15 protein-coding genes are annotated in these 19,812 nt (G+C 61.5%); all 15 read left to right on the top strand.

What is annotated here, in order from left to right; translation table 11 throughout:
* Nucleotides 1-181: 181 nt before the first annotated feature.
* A complete protein-coding gene (gene nusG, locus BKY26_RS15080) occupies nt 182-715 on the top strand; it encodes a transcription termination/antitermination protein NusG (protein ID WP_071691219.1) in 534 nt (177 codons plus the stop codon).
* A 125-nt stretch (nt 716-840) separates the two neighbouring features.
* The gene (gene rplK / locus BKY26_RS15075; RefSeq protein ID WP_071691218.1) at nt 841-1,293 is read left to right on the top strand and encodes a 50S ribosomal protein L11; all 453 of its coding nucleotides are present in this window, start codon (nt 841-843) and stop codon (nt 1,291-1,293) included.
* 3 nt (nt 1,294-1,296) lie between these two features.
* Entirely contained in the window at nt 1,297-1,995 is a 699-nt protein-coding gene (rplA, locus tag BKY26_RS15070; protein ID WP_071691217.1) for a 50S ribosomal protein L1, read from the top strand.
* Between the two features lie 271 nt (nt 1,996-2,266).
* On the top strand, nt 2,267-2,785 hold the full coding sequence (gene rplJ / locus BKY26_RS15065) for a 50S ribosomal protein L10 (protein ID WP_071691216.1): 519 nt from the start codon (nt 2,267-2,269) through the stop codon (nt 2,783-2,785).
* Between the two features lie 73 nt (nt 2,786-2,858).
* Nucleotides 2,859-3,239: a 50S ribosomal protein L7/L12 gene (rplL, locus tag BKY26_RS15060; RefSeq protein ID WP_071691215.1), complete on the top strand. Its 381-nt coding sequence runs from the start codon at nt 2,859-2,861 to the stop codon at nt 3,237-3,239.
* A 253-nt stretch (nt 3,240-3,492) separates the two neighbouring features.
* Nucleotides 3,493-7,629, top strand: coding sequence for a DNA-directed RNA polymerase subunit beta (gene rpoB, locus BKY26_RS15055; protein WP_083431476.1), 4,137 nt, complete (start codon nt 3,493-3,495; stop codon nt 7,627-7,629).
* A gap of 93 nt (nt 7,630-7,722) precedes the next feature.
* Entirely contained in the window at nt 7,723-11,952 is a 4,230-nt protein-coding gene (rpoC, locus tag BKY26_RS15050) for a DNA-directed RNA polymerase subunit beta' (RefSeq protein ID WP_071691213.1), read from the top strand.
* A gap of 113 nt (nt 11,953-12,065) precedes the next feature.
* Nucleotides 12,066-13,229 carry a winged helix-turn-helix domain-containing protein gene (locus BKY26_RS15045; protein ID WP_071691212.1) on the top strand — a complete coding sequence of 388 codons (1,164 nt, stop codon included), beginning with the start codon at nt 12,066-12,068 and terminating at the stop codon, nt 13,227-13,229.
* A 72-nt stretch (nt 13,230-13,301) separates the two neighbouring features.
* Nucleotides 13,302-14,162: a glycosyltransferase gene (locus BKY26_RS15040; protein ID WP_071691211.1), complete on the top strand. Its 861-nt coding sequence runs from the start codon at nt 13,302-13,304 to the stop codon at nt 14,160-14,162.
* Nucleotides 14,159-15,040, top strand: a complete 882-nt coding sequence (locus BKY26_RS15035; protein WP_071691210.1) for a DMT family transporter — start codon at nt 14,159-14,161, stop codon at nt 15,038-15,040. The genes BKY26_RS15040 and BKY26_RS15035 overlap by 4 nt, the downstream gene beginning before the upstream one ends.
* Nucleotides 15,033-15,869 (top strand): glycosyltransferase, encoded by an 837-nt coding sequence (locus BKY26_RS15030; protein WP_071691209.1) that lies wholly within the window; start codon nt 15,033-15,035, stop codon nt 15,867-15,869. The genes BKY26_RS15035 and BKY26_RS15030 overlap by 8 nt, the downstream gene beginning before the upstream one ends.
* A gap of 266 nt (nt 15,870-16,135) precedes the next feature.
* Entirely contained in the window at nt 16,136-16,507 is a 372-nt protein-coding gene (gene rpsL / locus BKY26_RS15025; RefSeq protein ID WP_071673925.1) for a 30S ribosomal protein S12, read from the top strand.
* 12 nt (nt 16,508-16,519) lie between these two features.
* Nucleotides 16,520-16,990 (top strand): 30S ribosomal protein S7, encoded by a 471-nt coding sequence (gene rpsG, locus BKY26_RS15020; RefSeq protein ID WP_071691208.1) that lies wholly within the window; start codon nt 16,520-16,522, stop codon nt 16,988-16,990.
* Nucleotides 16,991-17,053: 63 nt separating this feature from the next.
* Entirely contained in the window at nt 17,054-19,171 is a 2,118-nt protein-coding gene (gene fusA / locus BKY26_RS15015) for an elongation factor G (protein WP_071691207.1), read from the top strand.
* Between the two features lie 83 nt (nt 19,172-19,254).
* Nucleotides 19,255-19,812: GTP-binding protein (locus BKY26_RS15010; protein ID WP_131541891.1), on the top strand; the 558-nt coding region annotated here is incomplete at its 3' end.

The following is a 19,812-nucleotide window of genomic DNA, read 5'->3' as shown; positions in this document are numbered from 1 at the left end:
ACCCGGACCGAACCCCTTGATTTTCCGTCACTTGGGGGGTAGGTCACGGCTCACTTTCCCGGAAATGGCGTGCGTCGATTCGTGATGCACGCTGTTTTTTGTTCGGCCCGATTTGGGTAAAGCATTGGGAACACTTGGAAATTTTGGGGTCTACGACCCCGGGCTTGAGGAACGGGCAGGTATGGCGAAGCGGTGGTATTCGGTCTCGGTGCTTTCGAATTTCGAAAAGCGCATTGCCGAGCAGATCAGAACTGCCGTGGAAGAAGGCGGCCTTCAGGACGAGATCGAGGAAGTTCTGGTTCCCGAAGAGGACGTGATCGAGGTGCGCCGTGGCAAGAAAGTCACCGTGCCGCGCCGCTTCATGCCCGGTTACGTGCTGGTCCGCATGGAAATGACCGACCGCGCCTATCACGCCATCAACTCGATCCCGCGCGTCACCGGCTTCCTGGGCCCGCAAGGCCGCCCGATGCCGATGCGCGACGCCGAAGTGAACGCGATCCTGAACCGCGTTGAAGAGGGCGAGGCGCAGCCGCGCTCGACCATCACTTACGAGATTGGTGAGAAGGTCAAAGTCAACGAAGGCCCGTTCGAGGATTTCGATGGCATGGTCGAAGAAGTGGACGACGCCAATCAGCGCCTGAAGGTGACGGTGTCGATCTTTGGCCGGGAAACCCCGGTCGAACTGGAATTCACGCAGGTCACCAAACAAGCCTGACGTGATCATTCGTGGGAGGCGAGGGCACGCGTGTCCGGACCGCACCACGCTAACCACCGAGGGCGCAACGCGTTGCGTCTTCATAGGGCGGGAAGATCCCCGCCGATGATGGAAGGAGAGGCCAAATGGCCAAGAAACTGATCGGCAAGATGAAGCTGCAGATCAAGGCGGGGCAAGCCAACCCGTCTCCGCCCGTGGGTCCGGCCCTCGGTCAGCGCGGCATCAACATCATGGAATTCTGCAAGGCGTTCAACGCCAAGACGCAGGAAATGGAACCGGGTTCGCCCTGTCCGACCGTGATCAGCTACTACCAGGACAAGTCCTTCACGATGGAAATCAAGACGCCCCCCGCGTCTTATTACCTCAAGAAGGCCGCCGGCCTGAAGCCCGTCGGCAAGCGCAACCGTCCTCGTGGCGCCGAGAATCCCGGCCGTGAAACGATCGCAACCGTGACCGTCAAGCAGGTCCGCGAGATTGCGGAAGCCAAGATGAAGGATCTCAGTGCGAATGACGTCGAAGCAGCGATGAAGATCATCGTCGGTTCGGCCAATTCGATGGGCATCGAGGTGAAAGGGTAAATCATGGCAAAGCTCGGTAAACGTACCCGCGCCGCCCGCGAAGCCTTCGCCGGCAAGGAAGATATCACCGTCGAGGACGCCGTTGCGCTGATCAAGGCCAACGCCAACGCCAAGTTCGACGAGTCGATCGAGATCGCGATGAACCTGGGCGTCGACCCGCGCCACGCCGACCAGATGGTCCGCGGCACGGTCACCCTGCCCAATGGCACCGGAAAATCCGTCCGCGTCGCCGTCTTCGCCCGTGGCCCCAAGGCGGAAGAAGCCCTGGCCGCAGGCGCGGATATCGTCGGCGCAGAGGATCTGATGGAAACCGTTCAGGGCGGCACCATCGAGTTCGAACGCTGCATCGCCACCCCGGACATGATGCCGATCGTCGGCCGTCTGGGTAAGGTGCTCGGCCCCCGGAACCTGATGCCGAACCCCAAGATCGGGACCGTGACCATGGATGTTGCCGAAGCCGTGAAAGCGGCCAAGGGCGGCCAGGTCCAGTTCCGCGCCGAGAAGGCCGGTGTCGTGCATGCCGGTGTGGGCAAGGTGTCGTTCAATGCCGACCAACTGGCCGAGAACATCCGCGCCTTCGTGGACGCGGTGTCGAAAGCCAAGCCGACCGGTGCCAAGGGCGCCTACATGAAGCGCGTGTCGCTCAGCTCGACCATGGGCCCGGGCGTGTCCGTGTCCGTCGACAGCGCGACCGGCAACTGATCCGGAGGTGGGCAGAACTGCCCACCCTACGAATTTTGCACCGGTTCGCCGGTGTGAATGGCGGGGCCGCCAAGGTGGCCTCGTCCTGTCCGAGACGGAGGGTTGGGCGAAAGCCTGATAATTCCTTCCTGAGATGGGAAGCGAGACTAGGAATTTCCGAAGGTTTCCTTCGGGCGATCTGACGGCTCGGGACCCTGACTTGGACCCGAAGAGGTTGGGGAAACCCAGCCAAACTTGAGCCGGGGGGAGACCCCCAAATTGGAGTGAAACTGTGGATAGAGCCCAGAAAGAGAAAGTGGTCGAGGAACTCGGCCAGATCTTCGAAAGCTCTGGCGTCGTCGTAGTGTCCCACTACGAGGGCCTCACGGTTGCCGAGATGCAGGACCTGCGCGCGCAAATGCGTGAAGCGGGTGGGTCCGTTCGTGTCGCCAAGAACAGGCTCGCCAAGATCGCCCTCGATGGGAAGCCGTGCGCAGGCATTGCTGACCTGATGACGGGCATGACCGTGCTCTCCTTCTCCGAGGACCCCGTGGCAGCAGCCAAGGTGGCCGAGGAGTATGCCAAGAAGAATGACAAGTTCGTCATTCTTGGCGGCGCAATGGGGGACACTGTTCTGGACCGCGCCGGTGTCAAAGCCGTCTCCGACATGCCGTCCCGCGAGGAGCTTATCGCCTCCATCGTTGGCTGCATCGGGGCACCTGCTTCGAACATCGCCGGGGCCATTGGCGCACCTGCTTCGAACATCGCGAGCATCCTTTCGACCATCGAAGAGAAGGCCGAAGCCGCGTAAGCAACCTGAGACCCGTCGTAGGGGCGCAATGCTCTCGACGTTGGAACACATACCTAGATACGGAACCTGAAAAATGGCTGATCTGAAAGCACTTGCTGAAAGCATCGTCAACCTGACCCTGCTGGAAGCCCAAGAACTGAAAACCATCCTCAAGGACGAGTATGGCATCGAGCCCGCCGCTGGCGGCGCTGTGATGATGGCCGGTCCTGCTGGCGGCGGCGAAGCTGCTGCTGCTGAAGAGCAGACCGAGTTTGACGTGATCCTGAAGTCCGCTGGCGACAAGAAGATCAACGTCATCAAAGAAGTCCGCGGCATCACCGGCCTGGGCCTCAAAGAAGCAAAAGAGCTGGTCGAAGCTGGCGGCAAAGCCGTCAAGGAGCAGGTCTCCAAAGCCGAAGCCGAAGACATCAAGGCCAAGCTGGAAGCAGCTGGCGCCGAAGTCGAGCTCAAGTAATCTGCGCCCGACCTTTTGTGTCGGGACGTTGGAAAAAGCGGCTGGATCCGGGGTTTTCCCGGGTCCAGCCAGCCTCGTCTTGGCGAGGGCCCGCATGTGACGGACCTTCCCCAAGACGCGGTTCACAGGATCGGGAGCCCGCCGGTGGGACGGCAGGCATGAATTGATCCGAACCCGTCTGGTTTCAGTGCGACGCATGGCCGGTGCCCCGACGGCCCGTGCGAGCGCGAAGAAACGAAAGGTGTCCGAGAGCATGGCTCAGACCTACGCAGGCCAGAAACGAATCCGCAAATTTTACGGCAAAATCCGCGAAGTGCTGGAAATGCCGAACCTGATCGAGGTGCAGAAGTCGTCCTACGACCTCTTCCTCAAATCCGGCGACCAGGACCAGCCCGCCGATGGCGAAGGCATCAAGGGCGTGTTCCAGTCGGTCTTCCCGATCAAGGATTTCAACGAAACCGCGATTCTCGAATTCGTCAAATACGAGCTGGAAAGCCCGAAATACGACGTCGAGGAATGCCAGCAGCGCGACATGACCTACAGCGCGCCGCTGAAGGTGACGCTGCGCCTGATCGTGTTCGATGTGGACGAGGATACCGGCGCCAAGTCGGTCAAGGACATCAAGGAACAGGATGTGTTCATGGGCGACATGCCCCTGATGACACAAAATGGTACCTTCATCGTCAACGGCACCGAGCGGGTCATCGTTTCCCAGATGCACCGGTCTCCAGGCGTGTTCTTCGATCATGACAAGGGCAAGACCCACAGCAGCGGCAAGCTGCTCTTTGCCTGCCGCATCATTCCCTATCGCGGCTCCTGGCTCGATTTCGAATTCGACGCCAAGGATATCGTCCATGCGCGTATCGACCGTCGCCGCAAACTGCCGGTGACGACGCTGCTTTATGCGCTTGGCCTGGACCAGGAAGGCATCATGGATGCCTATTACAACACGGTCACCTTCAAGCTTGAGAAGAACAAGGGTTGGGCAACCCAGTTCTTCCCCGAGCGTGTGCGCGGCACCCGTCCCACCCATGACCTCGTGGACGCCGCCACCGGAGAAGTGATCGCCGAAGCGGGCAAGAAAGTGACGCCGCGCGCGGTCAAGAAGCTGATCGAAGAGGGCAATGTCACCGAACTGCTGGTGCCGTTCGAACAGATCGTTGGCCGTTTCGTCGCCAAGGACATCATCAACGAGGAAACCGGCGCGATCTATGTCGAAGCCGGGGACGAGCTGACCTGGGAGGTCGACAAGGACGGCGAAGTGACCGGCGGCAGCCTGAAAGAGCTGCTGGACGCGGGCTTTACCGAGATCCCGGTTCTGGACATCGACAACATCAATGTCGGTCCCTACATCCGCAACACCATGGCCGCCGACAAGAACATGGGCCGCGACACGGCGCTGATGGATATCTACCGCGTCATGCGTCCGGGTGAGCCGCCGACCGTCGAGGCCGCGTCAAACCTGTTCGACCAGCTGTTCTTCGATTCCGAGCGTTATGACCTGTCCGCTGTTGGCCGGGTCAAGATGAACATGCGTCTGGCGCTGGATGCGGAAGACACGCAGCGGACTCTGCGCAAGGAAGACATCATCGCCTGCGTCAAGGCTCTGGTGGAACTGCGCGACGGTCTGGGCGACATCGACGATATCGACCACCTCGGCAACCGCCGGGTGCGCTCGGTTGGCGAGCTGATGGAAAACCAGTACCGCGTCGGCCTGCTGCGCATGGAGCGTGCGATCAAAGAACGCATGTCCTCGGTCGAAATCGACACGGTCATGCCGCAAGACCTGATCAACGCGAAACCGGCCGCGGCGTCGGTGCGCGAATTCTTCGGTTCCTCGCAGCTTTCCCAGTTCATGGACCAGACCAACCCGCTGTCGGAAGTGACCCACAAGCGGCGCCTTTCGGCGCTTGGGCCGGGCGGTCTGACCCGCGAACGTGCCGGGTTCGAGGTGCGCGACGTGCACCCGACCCACTATGGCCGGATGTGCCCGATTGAAACGCCGGAAGGTCCGAACATCGGCCTGATCAACTCGCTGGCCACCTATGCCCGCGTAAACAAATACGGCTTCATCGAGACCCCCTATCGCAAGGTGGTGGACAGCCAGGTGACCGACGAGGTCAACTACATGTCCGCGACCGAGGAGATGCGTCACACCGTGGCCCAGGCCAACGCAACGCTGGACGAGGACGGCAAGTTCATCAACGACCTGGTGAACACCCGCAAATCGGGCGAATACACCATGGCACCGCGTGAAAGCGTGGACCTGATCGACGTGTCGCCCAAGCAGTTGGTGTCGGTTGCGGCCTCTCTCATCCCGTTCCTCGAAAACGACGACGCCAACCGCGCCCTGATGGGCTCGAACATGCAGCGTCAGGCAGTGCCGCTTCTGCAGGCCGATGCGCCCTTCGTGGGCACCGGCATTGAAAGCAAAGTGGCTATCGACTCCGGCGCGGCCATTCAGGCCAAGCGCGGCGGCGTGATCGACCAGGTGGACGCCACCCGGATCGTGGTGCGTGCCACCGAGGATCTGGAACTGGGCGATGCGGGCGTGGATATCTACCGCCTGCGCAAGTTCCAGCGGTCGAACCAGAACACCTGCATCAACCAGCGTCCGCTGGTGAAGGTGGGTGACAGCGTGTCCAAGGGCGAAGTGATTGCCGACGGCCCGTCCACCGACATGGGGGAACTGGCGCTCGGCAAGAACGTCGTCGTCGCCTTCATGCCCTGGAACGGCTACAACTACGAAGACTCGATCCTGATCTCGGAACGCATCGCGCGCGATGACGTCTTCACCTCGATCCATATCGAGGAATTTGAAGTCGCCGCCCGTGACACCAAGCTGGGGCCGGAAGAGATCACCCGCGATATCCCGAACGTCGGGGAAGAGGCGCTGCGCAACCTCGACGAGGCTGGCATCGTTTATATCGGCGCCGAGGTTGCACCGGGCGATATCCTGGTTGGCAAGATCACGCCAAAGGGCGAAAGCCCGATGACGCCGGAAGAAAAGCTTCTGCGCGCCATCTTCGGTGAGAAGGCGTCGGATGTGCGCGACACCTCGCTGCGCGTGAAGCCCGGTGACTTCGGCACCGTGGTGGAGGTTCGTGTCTTCAACCGTCACGGCGTCGAGAAAGACGAACGGGCGCTGCAGATCGAGCGTGAGGAAGTCGAACGTCTGGCCCGTGACCGGGACGACGAGCTGGTCATTCTTGAGCGCAACATCTACGCGCGTCTGAAGTCGATGATCATTGGCAAGACTGCCGTGAAGGGCCCGAAAGGCGTCAAGGCGAACTCCGAGATTACCGACGAGCTGCTGGATACGCTCAGCCGTGGCCAGTGGTGGCAGCTTGCCCTCGGGGATGAGCAGGACGCGGCCCAGGTCGAAGCCCTGCACGAGCAGTTCGAAGCGCAGAAGCGCGCGCTCGATCACCGTTTCGAGGACAAGGTCGAGAAGGTGCGTCGTGGTGACGACCTGCCGCCGGGCGTGATGAAGATGGTCAAGGTCTTCATCGCCGTGAAGCGCAAGCTTCAGCCGGGTGACAAGATGGCCGGTCGCCACGGGAACAAGGGCGTTATCTCCAAGGTTGTTCCCATGGAAGACATGCCCTTCCTTGCCGACGGTACGCCAGTCGACTTCGTGCTGAACCCGCTCGGCGTGCCGAGCCGGATGAACGTCGGTCAGATCCTTGAAACCCATATGGGTTGGGCCGCGCGCGGTCTGGGCCTGAAGGTTGACGAGGCACTGCAGGACTATCGCCGTACCGGGGACATGACCCCGGTCCGTGACGCCATGAAGATCGCCTATGGCGATGTCTATGACGAGATCATGTCTGATGCGGGCGAGGATCAGCTGGTTGAGATGGCCGGTAACGTCACCCGTGGCGTTCCGATCGCGACCCCGGTCTTTGACGGTGCCAAAGAGGCGGACGTGAACGACGCGCTCCAGCGTGCCGGGTTCGACACCTCGGGCCAGTCGGACCTGTTCGACGGGCGCACTGGCGAGAAGTTCAGCCGCAAGGTGACCGTGGGCGTGAAGTACCTGCTGAAGCTGCACCACCTGGTGGACGATAAGATCCACGCACGGTCTACCGGGCCGTACTCGCTGGTAACGCAGCAGCCGCTCGGCGGTAAGGCGCAGTTCGGCGGTCAGCGCTTCGGGGAGATGGAGGTCTGGGCCCTTGAGGCTTACGGTGCCGCCTACACCCTGCAGGAAATGCTGACGGTGAAGTCGGATGACGTGGCGGGCCGAACCAAGGTCTACGAGTCGATCGTCAAGGGTGAGGACAATTTCGAAGCCGGCGTGCCGGAATCGTTCAACGTTCTCGTCAAGGAAGTACGGGGCCTCGGCCTCAACATGGAACTCCTGGATGCGGAGGGTGGAGAAGAGTGACGGAAAAAGCGCCTTCGAAGGCGCTTGGAAAGGCGCTTCGAAGCGCCTTTCACCCCTCTCAACCCGAACGCACAGCCTGAGAAAGGTTAAGACATGAACCAGGAACTGACCAACAACCCGTTCAACCCGCTGGCCCCCCAGAAGGTGTTCGACGAAATCAAGGTCTCTCTGGCCTCTCCGGAACGGATTCTCTCGTGGTCCTTTGGTGAGATCAAGAAGCCCGAGACCATCAACTACCGGACCTTCAAGCCCGAGCGTGACGGCCTGTTCTGTGCCCGCATCTTCGGTCCTGTGAAGGACTACGAATGCCTCTGCGGCAAGTATAAGCGGATGAAGTATCGCGGCGTTGTCTGCGAGAAATGCGGCGTGGAAGTCACCCTGCAGAAGGTCCGCCGCGAACGCATGGGCCATATCGAACTGGCTGCGCCGGTCGCGCATATCTGGTTCCTCAAGTCGCTGCCTAGCCGCATCGGCCTGATGCTGGACATGACCCTGCGCGATCTGGAACGCATCCTCTACTTCGAGAACTACGTGGTGATCGAGCCGGGTCTGACCGACCTGACCTATGGCCAGCTGATGACCGAAGAAGAGTTCATGGATGCGCAGGACGCCTATGGCATGGATGCGTTCCAGGCCAATATCGGTGCCGAAGCCATCCGTGAGATGCTGCAGAACATCGACCTCGAAGCCGAGGCTGCGCAGCTGCGTGAGGATCTCAAGGAGGCTACCGGTGAACTGAAGCCCAAGAAGATCATCAAGCGGCTGAAGATCGTCGAGAACTTCCTTGAATCCGGCAACCGCCCGGAATGGATGATCCTGACCGTGATCCCGGTCATTCCGCCGGAACTGCGCCCGCTGGTGCCGCTGGACGGTGGCCGTTTCGCGACCTCCGACCTGAACGATCTGTATCGCCGGGTCATCAACCGGAACAATCGTCTGAAGCGTCTCATTGAACTGCGCGCGCCCGATATCATCATCCGCAACGAAAAGCGGATGCTGCAGGAATCCGTGGATGCGCTGTTCGACAACGGTCGTCGTGGTCGCGTCATCACCGGGGCCAACAAGCGTCCGCTGAAGTCGCTCTCTGACATGCTCAAGGGCAAGCAGGGCCGCTTCCGCCAGAACCTTCTGGGCAAGCGGGTCGACTTCTCGGGCCGTTCGGTGATTGTGACGGGGCCGGAACTGAAGCTGCACCAGTGTGGCCTGCCCAAGAAGATGGCGCTCGAACTGTTCAAGCCCTTCATCTACTCGCGGCTGGAGGCCAAGGGCCTGTCCAGCACCGTGAAGCAGGCGAAGAAGCTGGTCGAAAAAGAGCGCCCCGAGGTGTGGGATATCCTCGACGAGGTGATCCGCGAACACCCCGTGCTGCTGAACCGTGCGCCCACGCTGCACCGTCTTGGCATTCAGGCGTTTGAACCGGTTCTGATCGAAGGCAAGGCAATCCAGCTTCACCCGCTGGTCTGTTCGGCCTTCAACGCCGACTTCGACGGTGACCAGATGGCCGTGCACGTCCCGCTGAGCCTTGAGGCACAGTTGGAAGCGCGTGTTCTGATGATGTCGACGAACAACGTTCTGTCGCCCGCCAACGGCGCGCCGATCATCGTTCCCTCGCAGGACATGGTTCTTGGTCTCTACTACCTGACCCTCCAGCGGGAAGGGATGCCGGGCGAAGGCATGATCTTCGCTGATATCGACGAGGTTCAGCACGCGCTGGATTCCGGCGAACTGCACCTGCACGCCAAGATCACCGCGCGGATCAAGCAGATCGACGAGGAAGGCAACGAGGTTCTCAAGCGCTACGAGACCACCCCGGGCCGTCTGAAACTGGGCGCGCTGCTGCCGCTCAATGCCAAGGCGCCGTTCGAACTGGTCAACCGCCTACTCAAGAAGGGTGAAGTTCAGCAGGTCATCGACACCGTCTACCGCTATTGCGGCCAGAAGGAGTCGGTCATCTTCTGCGACCAGATCATGGGCATGGGCTTCCGCGAGGCGTTCAAGGCGGGCATCTCGTTCGGCAAGGACGACATGGTGATCCCCGACACCAAGTGGGAAATCGTCGACGACGTGCGCGAGCAGGTCAAAGGCTTTGAACAGCAGTACATGGACGGCCTGATCACCCAGGGCGAGAAGTACAACAAGGTCATCGACGCCTGGTCGAAGTGTAACGATCAGGTCACAGCGGCGATGATGGATACGATCTCGGCCATTCGCCATGATGAGACCGGCGCCGAAATGGAACCGAATTCGGTTTACATGATGGCCCACTCCAAGGCGCGTGGCTCGGTCACCCAGATGAAGCAGCTTGGCGGTATGCGTGGCCTGATGGCCAAGCCGTCGGGTGAGATCATCGAGACGCCGATCATCTCGAACTTCAAGGAAGGCCTGACCGTGTTGGAGTACTTCAACTCCACCCACGGCGCTCGTAAGGGTCTGTCCGATACCGCTCTGAAGACGGCGAACTCGGGGTATCTGACCCGCCGTCTGGTGGACGTGGCGCAGGACTGCATCGTCCGTATGGTCGATTGCGGCACTTCGAACACGATCACCGCAGAGGCCGCCACCCGCGACGGTGAGGTCGTCTCCTCGCTGGCGGAACGCATCCTTGGCCGCACCTGTGGTGAAGATGTGCTGGTGCCCGGCACCGATGAGGTGATCGTTGCGGAAGGAGAGCTGATCGACGAACGCAAGGCCGATGCCGTTGAAGCGGCGGGTGTCCAGTCGATGCGCATCCGCAGCCCTCTGACCTGTGAGGCCGAGGAAGGCGTCTGCGCCACTTGCTACGGTCGTGACCTTGCCCGCGGTACGCGGGTGAACACGGGCGAAGCCGTGGGCATCATCGCGGCGCAGTCGATCGGTGAACCGGGTACGCAGCTGACGATGCGGACCTTCCACATCGGCGGTGTTGCCCAGGGTGGCCAGCAGTCCTTCCAGGAAGCGGGCCAGGCCGGCAAGATCGAGTACCGCAACGCCAACCTGCTGACCAACGCGGCAGGCGAGCAGATCGTGATGGGCCGCAACATGCAGCTGGTCATCGTCGATGATCAGGGCGCGGAACGGGCCAGCTACAAGCCGGGCTACGGTGCCAAGATCCATGTCGAGGAAGGCGCAGCCGTGGAACGCGGTCAGCGGATGTTCGAATGGGATCCCTACACCCTGCCGATCATCGCCGAGAAGGCGGGTACGGTGAAATTCGTCGACCTCGTCAGCGGCATTGCCGTGCGCGAAGAGACCGACGATGCCACCGGCATGACCCAGAAGATCGTGATGGATTGGCGCACCGCGCCCAAGGGCAACGAACTGAAGCCGGAAATCCTGATCGCTGACGCAGATGGCGAACCGGTCCGCAACGACGCGGGCAACCCGGTGACCTATCCGATGTCGGTGGACGCGATTCTGTCGGTCGAAGACGGCCAGCAGGTTGCCGCAGGTGAGGTTGTGGCCCGTATCCCGCGGGAAGGCGCGAAGACGAAGGACATTACCGGTGGTCTGCCGCGTGTGGCCGAACTCTTCGAAGCACGTCGTCCGAAGGACCACGCCATCATCGCGGAAAAAGATGGCTACGTGAAATTCGGTCGCGACTTCAAGAACAAGCGCCGGATCTCCATTGTGCCCGCCGACGACACCCAGGAACCCGTGGAATACATGGTGCCCAAGGGCAAGCACATCCCCGTTGCCGAGGGCGATTTCGTCCAGAAGGGCGACTACATCATGGATGGCAACCCGGCGCCGCATGACATTCTGCGGATCATGGGGATCGAGGCTCTGGCCGATTACCTCATCGACGAGGTGCAGGACGTCTACCGTCTGCAGGGCGTGAAGATCAACGACAAGCACATCGAGGTGATCGTTCGCCAGATGCTGCAGAAGTGGGAGATCCTCGACTCTGGTGAAACCACGCTGCTGAAAGGCGAAAACGTCGACAAGGCAGAGTTCGACGAGGCCAACGAGAAGGCGATTGCCAAGGGCGGTCGTCCGGCAACCGGCGAGCCGATCCTTCTGGGGATCACCAAGGCCTCGCTGCAGACCCGGTCCTTCATCTCGGCGGCCTCCTTCCAGGAAACCACCCGCGTGCTGACCGAAGCCTCGGTTCAGGGCAAGCGCGACAAACTGGTGGGCCTGAAGGAAAACGTCATCGTCGGCCGCCTGATCCCGGCTGGGACCGGTGGTGCCACGCAGCAGGTCCGCAAGATCGCGCAGGAGCGTGACAATGTGGTGATCGAAGAGGCCCGTGCCGAGGCGGAGGCCGCCGCCGCACTGGCTGCGCCCGAGGAGACCCCGGTAGAGGCGGATATCTTCGCCGCACCGGCACCCGAGGACGAATAAGCCCTTCGAGGTTTGACAAGATCAAAGCCCCCGCCGGTCATTCGGTGGGGGTTTTTCTTTTGATCGGCCGTCCCTAGGGTGGTCCTCTGATCAGGTTTGCCCGAGGCGTTTCATTGGCTGAGCTTAGAATCGACAATCGCAACGCGCGGCGGCTCTGGCTGCATTCGCAGGGTCTCGGGGAAACACCGACCGGCCCGCTGGATCTGGGGGCAATGATCCAGGCACTTGGTTTCGTGCAGCTCGACACGATCCAGGTCGTCTCCCGCGCTCATCACCACATTCTCTGGAGCCGCAATCAGAACTACCGCGAACCGATGCTGGACCGGCTTCTGGCTAAGGATCGCGCGGTGTTCGAGCATTTCACCCATGACGCCAGCGTCTTGCCGATGGAATTCCTGCCCATGTGGCGGCGGCAGTTCGACCGGATGCGCGCCTATTATGACCGCGCGGGTTGGGTCAAAGGGCTGCCCGATGCTGAGGGTCGGCAGAAGATCAAGGACCGGATCGCCCGCGAGGGCGCGCTGTCCACCCATGCGTTTGACACGAAGATCGAGGGCGAACGGCAGATGTGGCACCGCCCGCCGCACAAGCTTGCGCTGGATTACATGTGGCACGCGGGCGAGTTGGCCACCTGCCACCGGGTGAATTTTACCAAGTATTATGATCTGGCAGAACGGGTGTTCCCGGCGCATCTGCGCGAGATGGAGCTGAGCGAGGCTGAGCAGATCAGGTGGCTATGCGAGGCTGCGCTCGACCGGATGAGTTTCGGATCAGCGGGCGATGTGAAACGTTTCTGGGACGCCGTAACGCTGCCCGAGGCACGTGCCTGGGCCGATGGGGCTGAACTGGTTCCCGTCTCGGTCCAGGGTGCCGATGGCAGTTGGGCAAGCGCCGTTGCGCCCCCGGATATCGAGGACCGGCTTGCCGGGTTGACCCCCGCCACCAGCCGCCTGCGCATCCTCAATCCGTTTGACCCGGTGATCCGTGACCGCAACCGCCTGTCGCGTCTGTTCGGTTTCGATTACCGGGTAGAAATGTTCGTCCCCGCCGCAAAGCGGATCTGGGGTTACTACGTCTTCCCGATCCTGGAAGGGGAGCGTTTCGTGGGCCGGATCGAGGTGAAGGCAGACCGCAAGGCCTCTCGCCTCGATGTTCTGAAGCTTTGGCCAGAACCCGGAGTGAAATGGATGCCCGCGCGGGAAGAAAAGCTGGGGGCAGAGCTGGCCCGCATGGCCCGGTTCATCGGGGTCGAAAGCGTACATCGCGCAGACCCATGATTGAGGGATTCCCTCGCACTCTGCTTTGTCCTAGCATTCGACCCATCGGTTTTAGTGTGACATGGTGGGTGCATGGCCACGGGTTTCGACAATCAGATCGTGGGTGTGTGCCGCTTCTCCTATCTGGGCGCAGGCGGGTTCGAGGCGTCGAAGCTGGACGAAGCCGCGCTTATGGACCTGCTCTACGATCCTGCCCGTATGGCCCGCCGCTTTGCCTTCTTCGAAAAGCTTTGCCTGCCCTCGCTTGCGGCCCAGACCGACCAGGGTTTCCGGTTGGTCGTGCTGATCGGCACTTCGATGCCCATGCGGTTTCGCAAGCGCCTGAAGGGGCTGGCCGATCACTATCCCTTCCTGCGAATTTGCGCCATCGAACCCAATGGCCCGCTGAACGCCACCCGGCGCGCGTTTAGGCGTGGAACCGAACCGGGGGCCGATTACATCACGGGCTTTCGCATTGATGACGATGACGCCGTGGCGGTTGACTATATCGAGAAGACCCGCGCCGTGGCCGACCAGTTGATCAGGCTGGGTTGGGCGGATGAGGATCACCCGGCTGTCATCGCGTTTCATCGGGGAATCTACTGGGATCTCAATGACCGGGCACAGCCCTTTTATGACTTCCGCGAGATTGGCCCGCTCGGGCTGGCCAGCGCCATGATTACCAGGCCCGACGCCCGGTCCAACATGTTCCGCTGGAATCACCGGCGCGTGGCTGCCCATGCGCGGATGTGGTCGGACCCCACCGATCTGATGTTCGTGCGCACGCTTCATCAGCACAATGATTCTGGCCGGACGATCCCGCCGGGGGCGGAGCCGCTGGCGAAATGGCAAGGCAAGAAGATCTTGTCTGATCGTTTCGGGCTTGACCCCGAGGAAGTGCTGCCGCTGATGTGGCGGCAGTTTGCTTCCGACAGGGATGATGCCGGGGAATGATCCTTTCTCCCAACCTGAAAGGCGCGCTTCTGATGATGGGAAGCATGGCCGCCTTCACCTTCAACGACGCCTGCATAAAGCTGGTGGCGGAGGATTTGCCGCTCTTTCAGATCGTGTTTTTGCGCGGCATCCTGACGACGGTGTTCATCGGTGCATTGGCCTATGCGCTCGGGCTGCGCAGCCTGGCCATCCCGCGTGGGGATTGGGGCAGGGTGGCGGGCCGCACCGGGGCCGAGATCACCTCGATGGTGGCCTTCCTTGTGGCACTTGTGAACATGCCGCTGGCCAATGTGACGGCGATCCTTGCCGCGCTGCCCCTGACTATAACCCTCGCGGGGGCCCTGTTTCTGGGCGAGCCCGTGGGTTGGAAGCGTCTGGCGGCCATTGTCGTGGGCTTCAGCGGCGTCTTGCTGATCGTCAAGCCGGGGGCCGAGGGGTTCAACGTCTATTCCCTCGTTGCGGTTCTGGCGGTCCTGCTGGTCACCGCGCGGGATCTTGTCACGCGGCGGTTTTCTGACAGGGTGCCGTCGCTGGCCGTGGCGGTGATCACGGCGGGATCGGTCGGGCTGTTCGGCGGGGTTCTGATGCTTTGGCAGGGATGGGAGCCGATAACCGCGAGACAAGCCGGTCTGGTCGCCGGTGCAGCCTTCTTCATCATCGGCGGCTATCTCTTTTCCATCATGGTGATGCGGGTGGGGGAAATCGGTTTCGTGGCGCCCTTCCGCTATACGGCATTGGTCTGGGCGCTGCTTCTGGGCTGGTTCGTCTTTGGCGACTGGCCGCGTCCGCTGACCCTGTTAGGCGCGGCGATCGTGGTGGCAACGGGCATCTTCACGCTCTACCGCGAACGCAAGCTGCGCGAGGCGGCTGATGGCTGACGGCGGGGTGCAGGTTCTGGGGTTGTGCCGCTTTTCCTATCCGGCAGCGCTGGAAGGGTTCCAGACCCGGCACAAGACGATGGAGGACCGGCGCGCCGCGCTCTATGCGCCGGAGCGGTTGGACCCCCGGCTTTTCTGGTTCGAGCATATCCTTTTGCCCGGCATCCGGGCGCAAACCGGGCAGGATTTCACCCTGCTTTTGCTGATCGGCGATGATCTGCCGGACCCATGGCACAGCCGCCTGCATGCGCTGATTGATCCGGTACCGCAGATCCGGCCTGTCTATCGCCCGACCGGGCCACACCGGCAGGTCTACCGAGAGCTCCTGCAAGCCGCACGCGACCCCAAGGCGCGGGCGGTGGCGGAGTTCCGGCTGGATGACGACGACGCGGTTGCGTTGAACTACGTCACCAATATACGCCGCAGCTTTGGCCAGCTCAGGGATATCTGGCGGCCAAGGGGGCGGCTGGCGCTGGATCAGGGGAAGGGCGTTGTGGTGGCGGCGACCGGTCCCGATATCACGCTGACGCCGGTGCTGGCCCATTGTTGGGCCCCGGCGCTGACCGTCTATCTGCGCCCTGACGATGACGCCTGCGTCATGGACTTTCCCCATCAGCGGGTCTGGCAGCGGATGCCGCTTGTGTCGTTCACAGATCAGGTCATGTTCCTGCGTGGCGCACATGCGACGAATGACAGCCCGATCAGCCTGACCGGAACCCACCCGGCTGAGATTGATCCGGCAGAGCTGCCCGACCTTGTCAAACGGCGCTTTGAGGTGGATATTGAGGCCTTCCGGCGAGGTTGGGCCGCGTTGCAGCGAGGCTTCTGACCTGTGCATTGCGCGCCCCTGTGCGGCTGTTGACACCCTATCCGATTCCCCCTATACCGCGCGCCACCTGACCCCTTCGCGTTCATCGCGGCGTGGGTCCGGTATACAGATTTGAGTGGTCATGATCCGGGCCGTTTGTTGTGCCCCGATCCTCTGAGAATTCCACCGCTGTGTCCTCCAGGTAGGGAAGGGGCACATGCGGCCATAGACGTTTTTGTGTAAGCAACTGCGTCTGATGACATGAACGAGCGAAACGGGGAGACCCCATGCCGACGATCCAACAGCTGATCCGCAAACCGCGGCAGCCCAAAGTGAAGCGCTCCAAGTCCCAGCACTTGGAATCCTGCCCTCAGAAGCGTGGTGTCTGCACCCGCGTCTACACCACCACCCCGAAGAAGCCGAACTCGGCCATGCGGAAAGTGGCCAAGGTCCGTCTGACCAATGGCTACGAGGTGATCAGCTACATCCCCGGTGAAAGCCACAACCTTCAGGAACACTCTGTCGTCCTGATCCGTGGCGGCCGTGTAAAAGACCTTCCCGGCGTCCGTTACCACATCCTCCGCGGCGTGCTCGACACCCAGGGTGTCAAGGACCGCCGTCAGCGTCGTTCGAAATACGGCGCCAAGCGCCCCAAGTAAGAGGATCAACAGATGTCTCGTCGCCACGCTGCTGAGAAGCGCCAAGTTCTGCCCGACGCCAAATTCGGCGATACGGTGCTGACCAAGTTCATGAACAACCTGATGATCGACGGCAAGAAGTCGGTCGCAGAACGCATCGTCTACAATGCCTTTGACCGGGTCGAGAGCAAGCTCAAGCGCGCGCCCGTCGAAGTCTTCCACGAAGCCCTCGACAACATCAAACCGGCTGTCGAGGTTCGTTCCCGCCGCGTCGGTGGTGCCACCTACCAGGTTCCCGTCGAAGTGCGTCCCGAACGTCGCGAAGCGCTCGCCATTCGCTGGCTGATCGCCGCATCGCGCAAGCGGAACGAAAACACCATGGAAGAGCGCCTGGCAGGCGAGCTCGTCGATGCCGTGAATGGACGCGGTACCGCCGTCAAGAAGCGGGAAGACACCCACAAGATGGCAGACGCCAACAAGGCGTTCTCGCACTACCGCTGGTAAGCAATCGCGTCGGGGGAATGATCCCCCGGCGGTTTTCTCTTTTTCGCCAAAGGACCGAAACCAATGGCTCGCGACTATCCGCTCGACCGTTACCGGAACTTCGGGATCATGGCCCACATTGATGCGGGCAAGACCACCTGTTCCGAGCGTATCCTCTACTACACCGGCAAATCCCACAACATCGGTGAGGTGCACGATGGTGCAGCCACCATGGACTGGATGGAGCAGGAGCAGGAACGCGGCATCACCATCACCTCGGCTGCGACCACCACCTTCTGGGAGCGCACCGAAGATGGCACCAATGCCGACACGCCCAAGCACCGGATGAACATCATCGACACCCCTGGCCACGTGGACTTCACCATTGAAGTCGAACGCTCGCTGGCGGTTCTCGACGGTGCCGTTGCCGTTCTGGACGCCAACGCAGGTGTTGAACCCCAGACCGAAACCGTGTGGCGTCAGGCTGACCGCTACAAGGTTCCGCGCATCGTGTTCGTCAACAAGATGGACAAGATCGGCGCAGACTTCTTCAACTGCGTGCGCATGATCGAAGACCGCACCGGCGCGACCCCGGCCCCGATCCAGATTCCGATCGGCGCCGAGAACGAGCTGGAAGGCATCGTCGACCTCGTGACCATGAAAGAGTGGGTCTGGGCCGGCGAAGACCTGGGCGCGTCCTGGGAACAGCGCGAGATCCGTGACTCGCTCAAGGACACCGCCGAAGAATGGCGTGGCAAGCTCATCGAAAACGCCGTCGAAATGGACGACGAAGCGATGATGGAATATCTGGAAGGCAACGAGCCGGACGTTCCGACGCTGCGCAAGCTGATCCGTCAGGGCACCCTGTCGATGTCGTTCATTCCCGTGCTGTGCGGCTCGGCGTTCAAGAACAAGGGCGTGCAGCCCCTGCTCAACGCCGTGGTGGACTACCTTCCCAGCCCGCTGGACGTGGTCGACTACATGGGCTTCAAGCCGGGCGACGAAACCGAAACCCGGAACATCCCGCGTCGTGCCGATGACGACATGGCCTTCTCGGCCCTGGCGTTCAAAATCATGAACGACCCCTTCGTCGGCTCGCTGACCTTCACGCGGATCTACTCTGGTGTGCTCAACAAGGGCGATACCCTTCTGAACTCTACCAAGGGCAAGAAGGAACGCGTTGGCCGGATGATGATGATGCACTCGAACAACCGTGAGGAAATCACGGAAGCGTTCGCAGGCGACATTATCGCGCTGGCGGGCCTGAAGGACACCACGACCGGTGACACGCTCTGCGCAGTCAACGATCCGGTGGTTCTGGAAACCATGACCTTCCCCGATCCGGTGATCGAGATCGCGGTCGAGCCGAAAACCAAGGCCGACCAGGAGAAGATGTCCCAGGGTCTGGCCCGTCTGGCCGCCGAAGACCCGTCCTTCCGCGTCGAAACCGACCTCGAGTCCGGTCAGACCATCATGAAGGGCATGGGCGAACTTCACCTCGACATCCTCGTCGACCGCCTGAAGCGGGAATTCAAGGTGGAAGCCAATATCGGTGCGCCGCAGGTGGCCTATCGCGAAACCATCGGCCACGAAGTCGAACATACCTACACCCACAAGAAGCAGTCGGGTGGTTCGGGCCAGTTCGCCGAAGTGAAGCTGATCATCTCGCCGACCGAGCCGGGCGAAGGCTATTCCTTCGAATCCCGCATCGTTGGTGGTGCCGTGCCGAAGGAATACATCCCCGGTGTTGAAAAAGGCATCAAGTCCGTCATGGATAGCGGCCCGCTGGCCGGCTTCCCCGTGATCGACTTCAAGGTGGCCCTGGTCGATGGTAAGTTCCACGACGTTGACTCCAGCGTTCTGGCCTTCGAAATCGCAGCTCGCATGGGCATGCGCGAAGGCATGAAGAAAGCTGGCGCCAAGCTGCTGGAACCGATCATGAAGGTCGAGGTCGTGACGCCCGAGGATTACACCGGTGGCATCATCGGCGACCTCACGTCCCGTCGCGGTCAGGTTCAGGGGCAGGATACCCGTGGCAACGCCATCGCGATCGACGCCTTCGTGCCGCTGGCCAACATGTTCGGCTACATCAACACGCTGCGCTCGATGTCCTCGGGCCGTGCGAACTTCACGATGCAGTTCGACCACTACGAGCCGGTTCCGCAGAACATCTCGGAAGAGATCCAGTCCAAATACGCATAACGGGATGGCGGGGATGAACCCCGCCCTACCCACCCCCCGTAGGGCGGGGTTCCCCCGCCACCCGACCAGCTAAGGAGGCCATCATGGCAAAGGAAAAGTTTGAGCGCGGCAAGCCGCATTGTAACATCGGCACGATCGGTCACGTTGACCACGGCAAGACGACGCTGACGGCGGCGATCACCAAGTATTTCGGTGACTTCAAGGCCTATGACCAGATCGACGGCGCGCCGGAAGAGAAGGCCCGTGGCATCACGATCTCGACCGCTCACGTGGAATACGAGACCGACAACCGCCACTACGCCCACGTGGACTGCCCCGGCCACGCCGACTACGTGAAGAACATGATCACCGGTGCCGCCCAGATGGACGGCGCGATCCTGGTGGTGAACGCCGCTGACGGCCCGATGCCGCAGACCCGCGAGCACATCCTTCTGGGCCGCCAGGTGGGTATCCCCGCCATGGTCGTGTTCCTCAACAAAGTCGACCAGGTCGATGACGAGGAACTGCTGGAGCTGGTGGAAATGGAAGTCCGCGAGCTGCTGTCCGAATACGACTTCCCGGGCGACGATATTCCGATCATCGCGGGCTCCGCTCTGGCCGCCATGGAAGGCCGTGACCCGGAGATCGGCGAGAACAAGATC

The organism is Nioella sediminis (genome assembly GCF_001879695.1).
GTDB classification, from domain to species: domain Bacteria; phylum Pseudomonadota; class Alphaproteobacteria; order Rhodobacterales; family Rhodobacteraceae; genus Nioella; species Nioella sediminis.
This window is presented reverse-complemented; position numbering and strand designations above follow the sequence as displayed.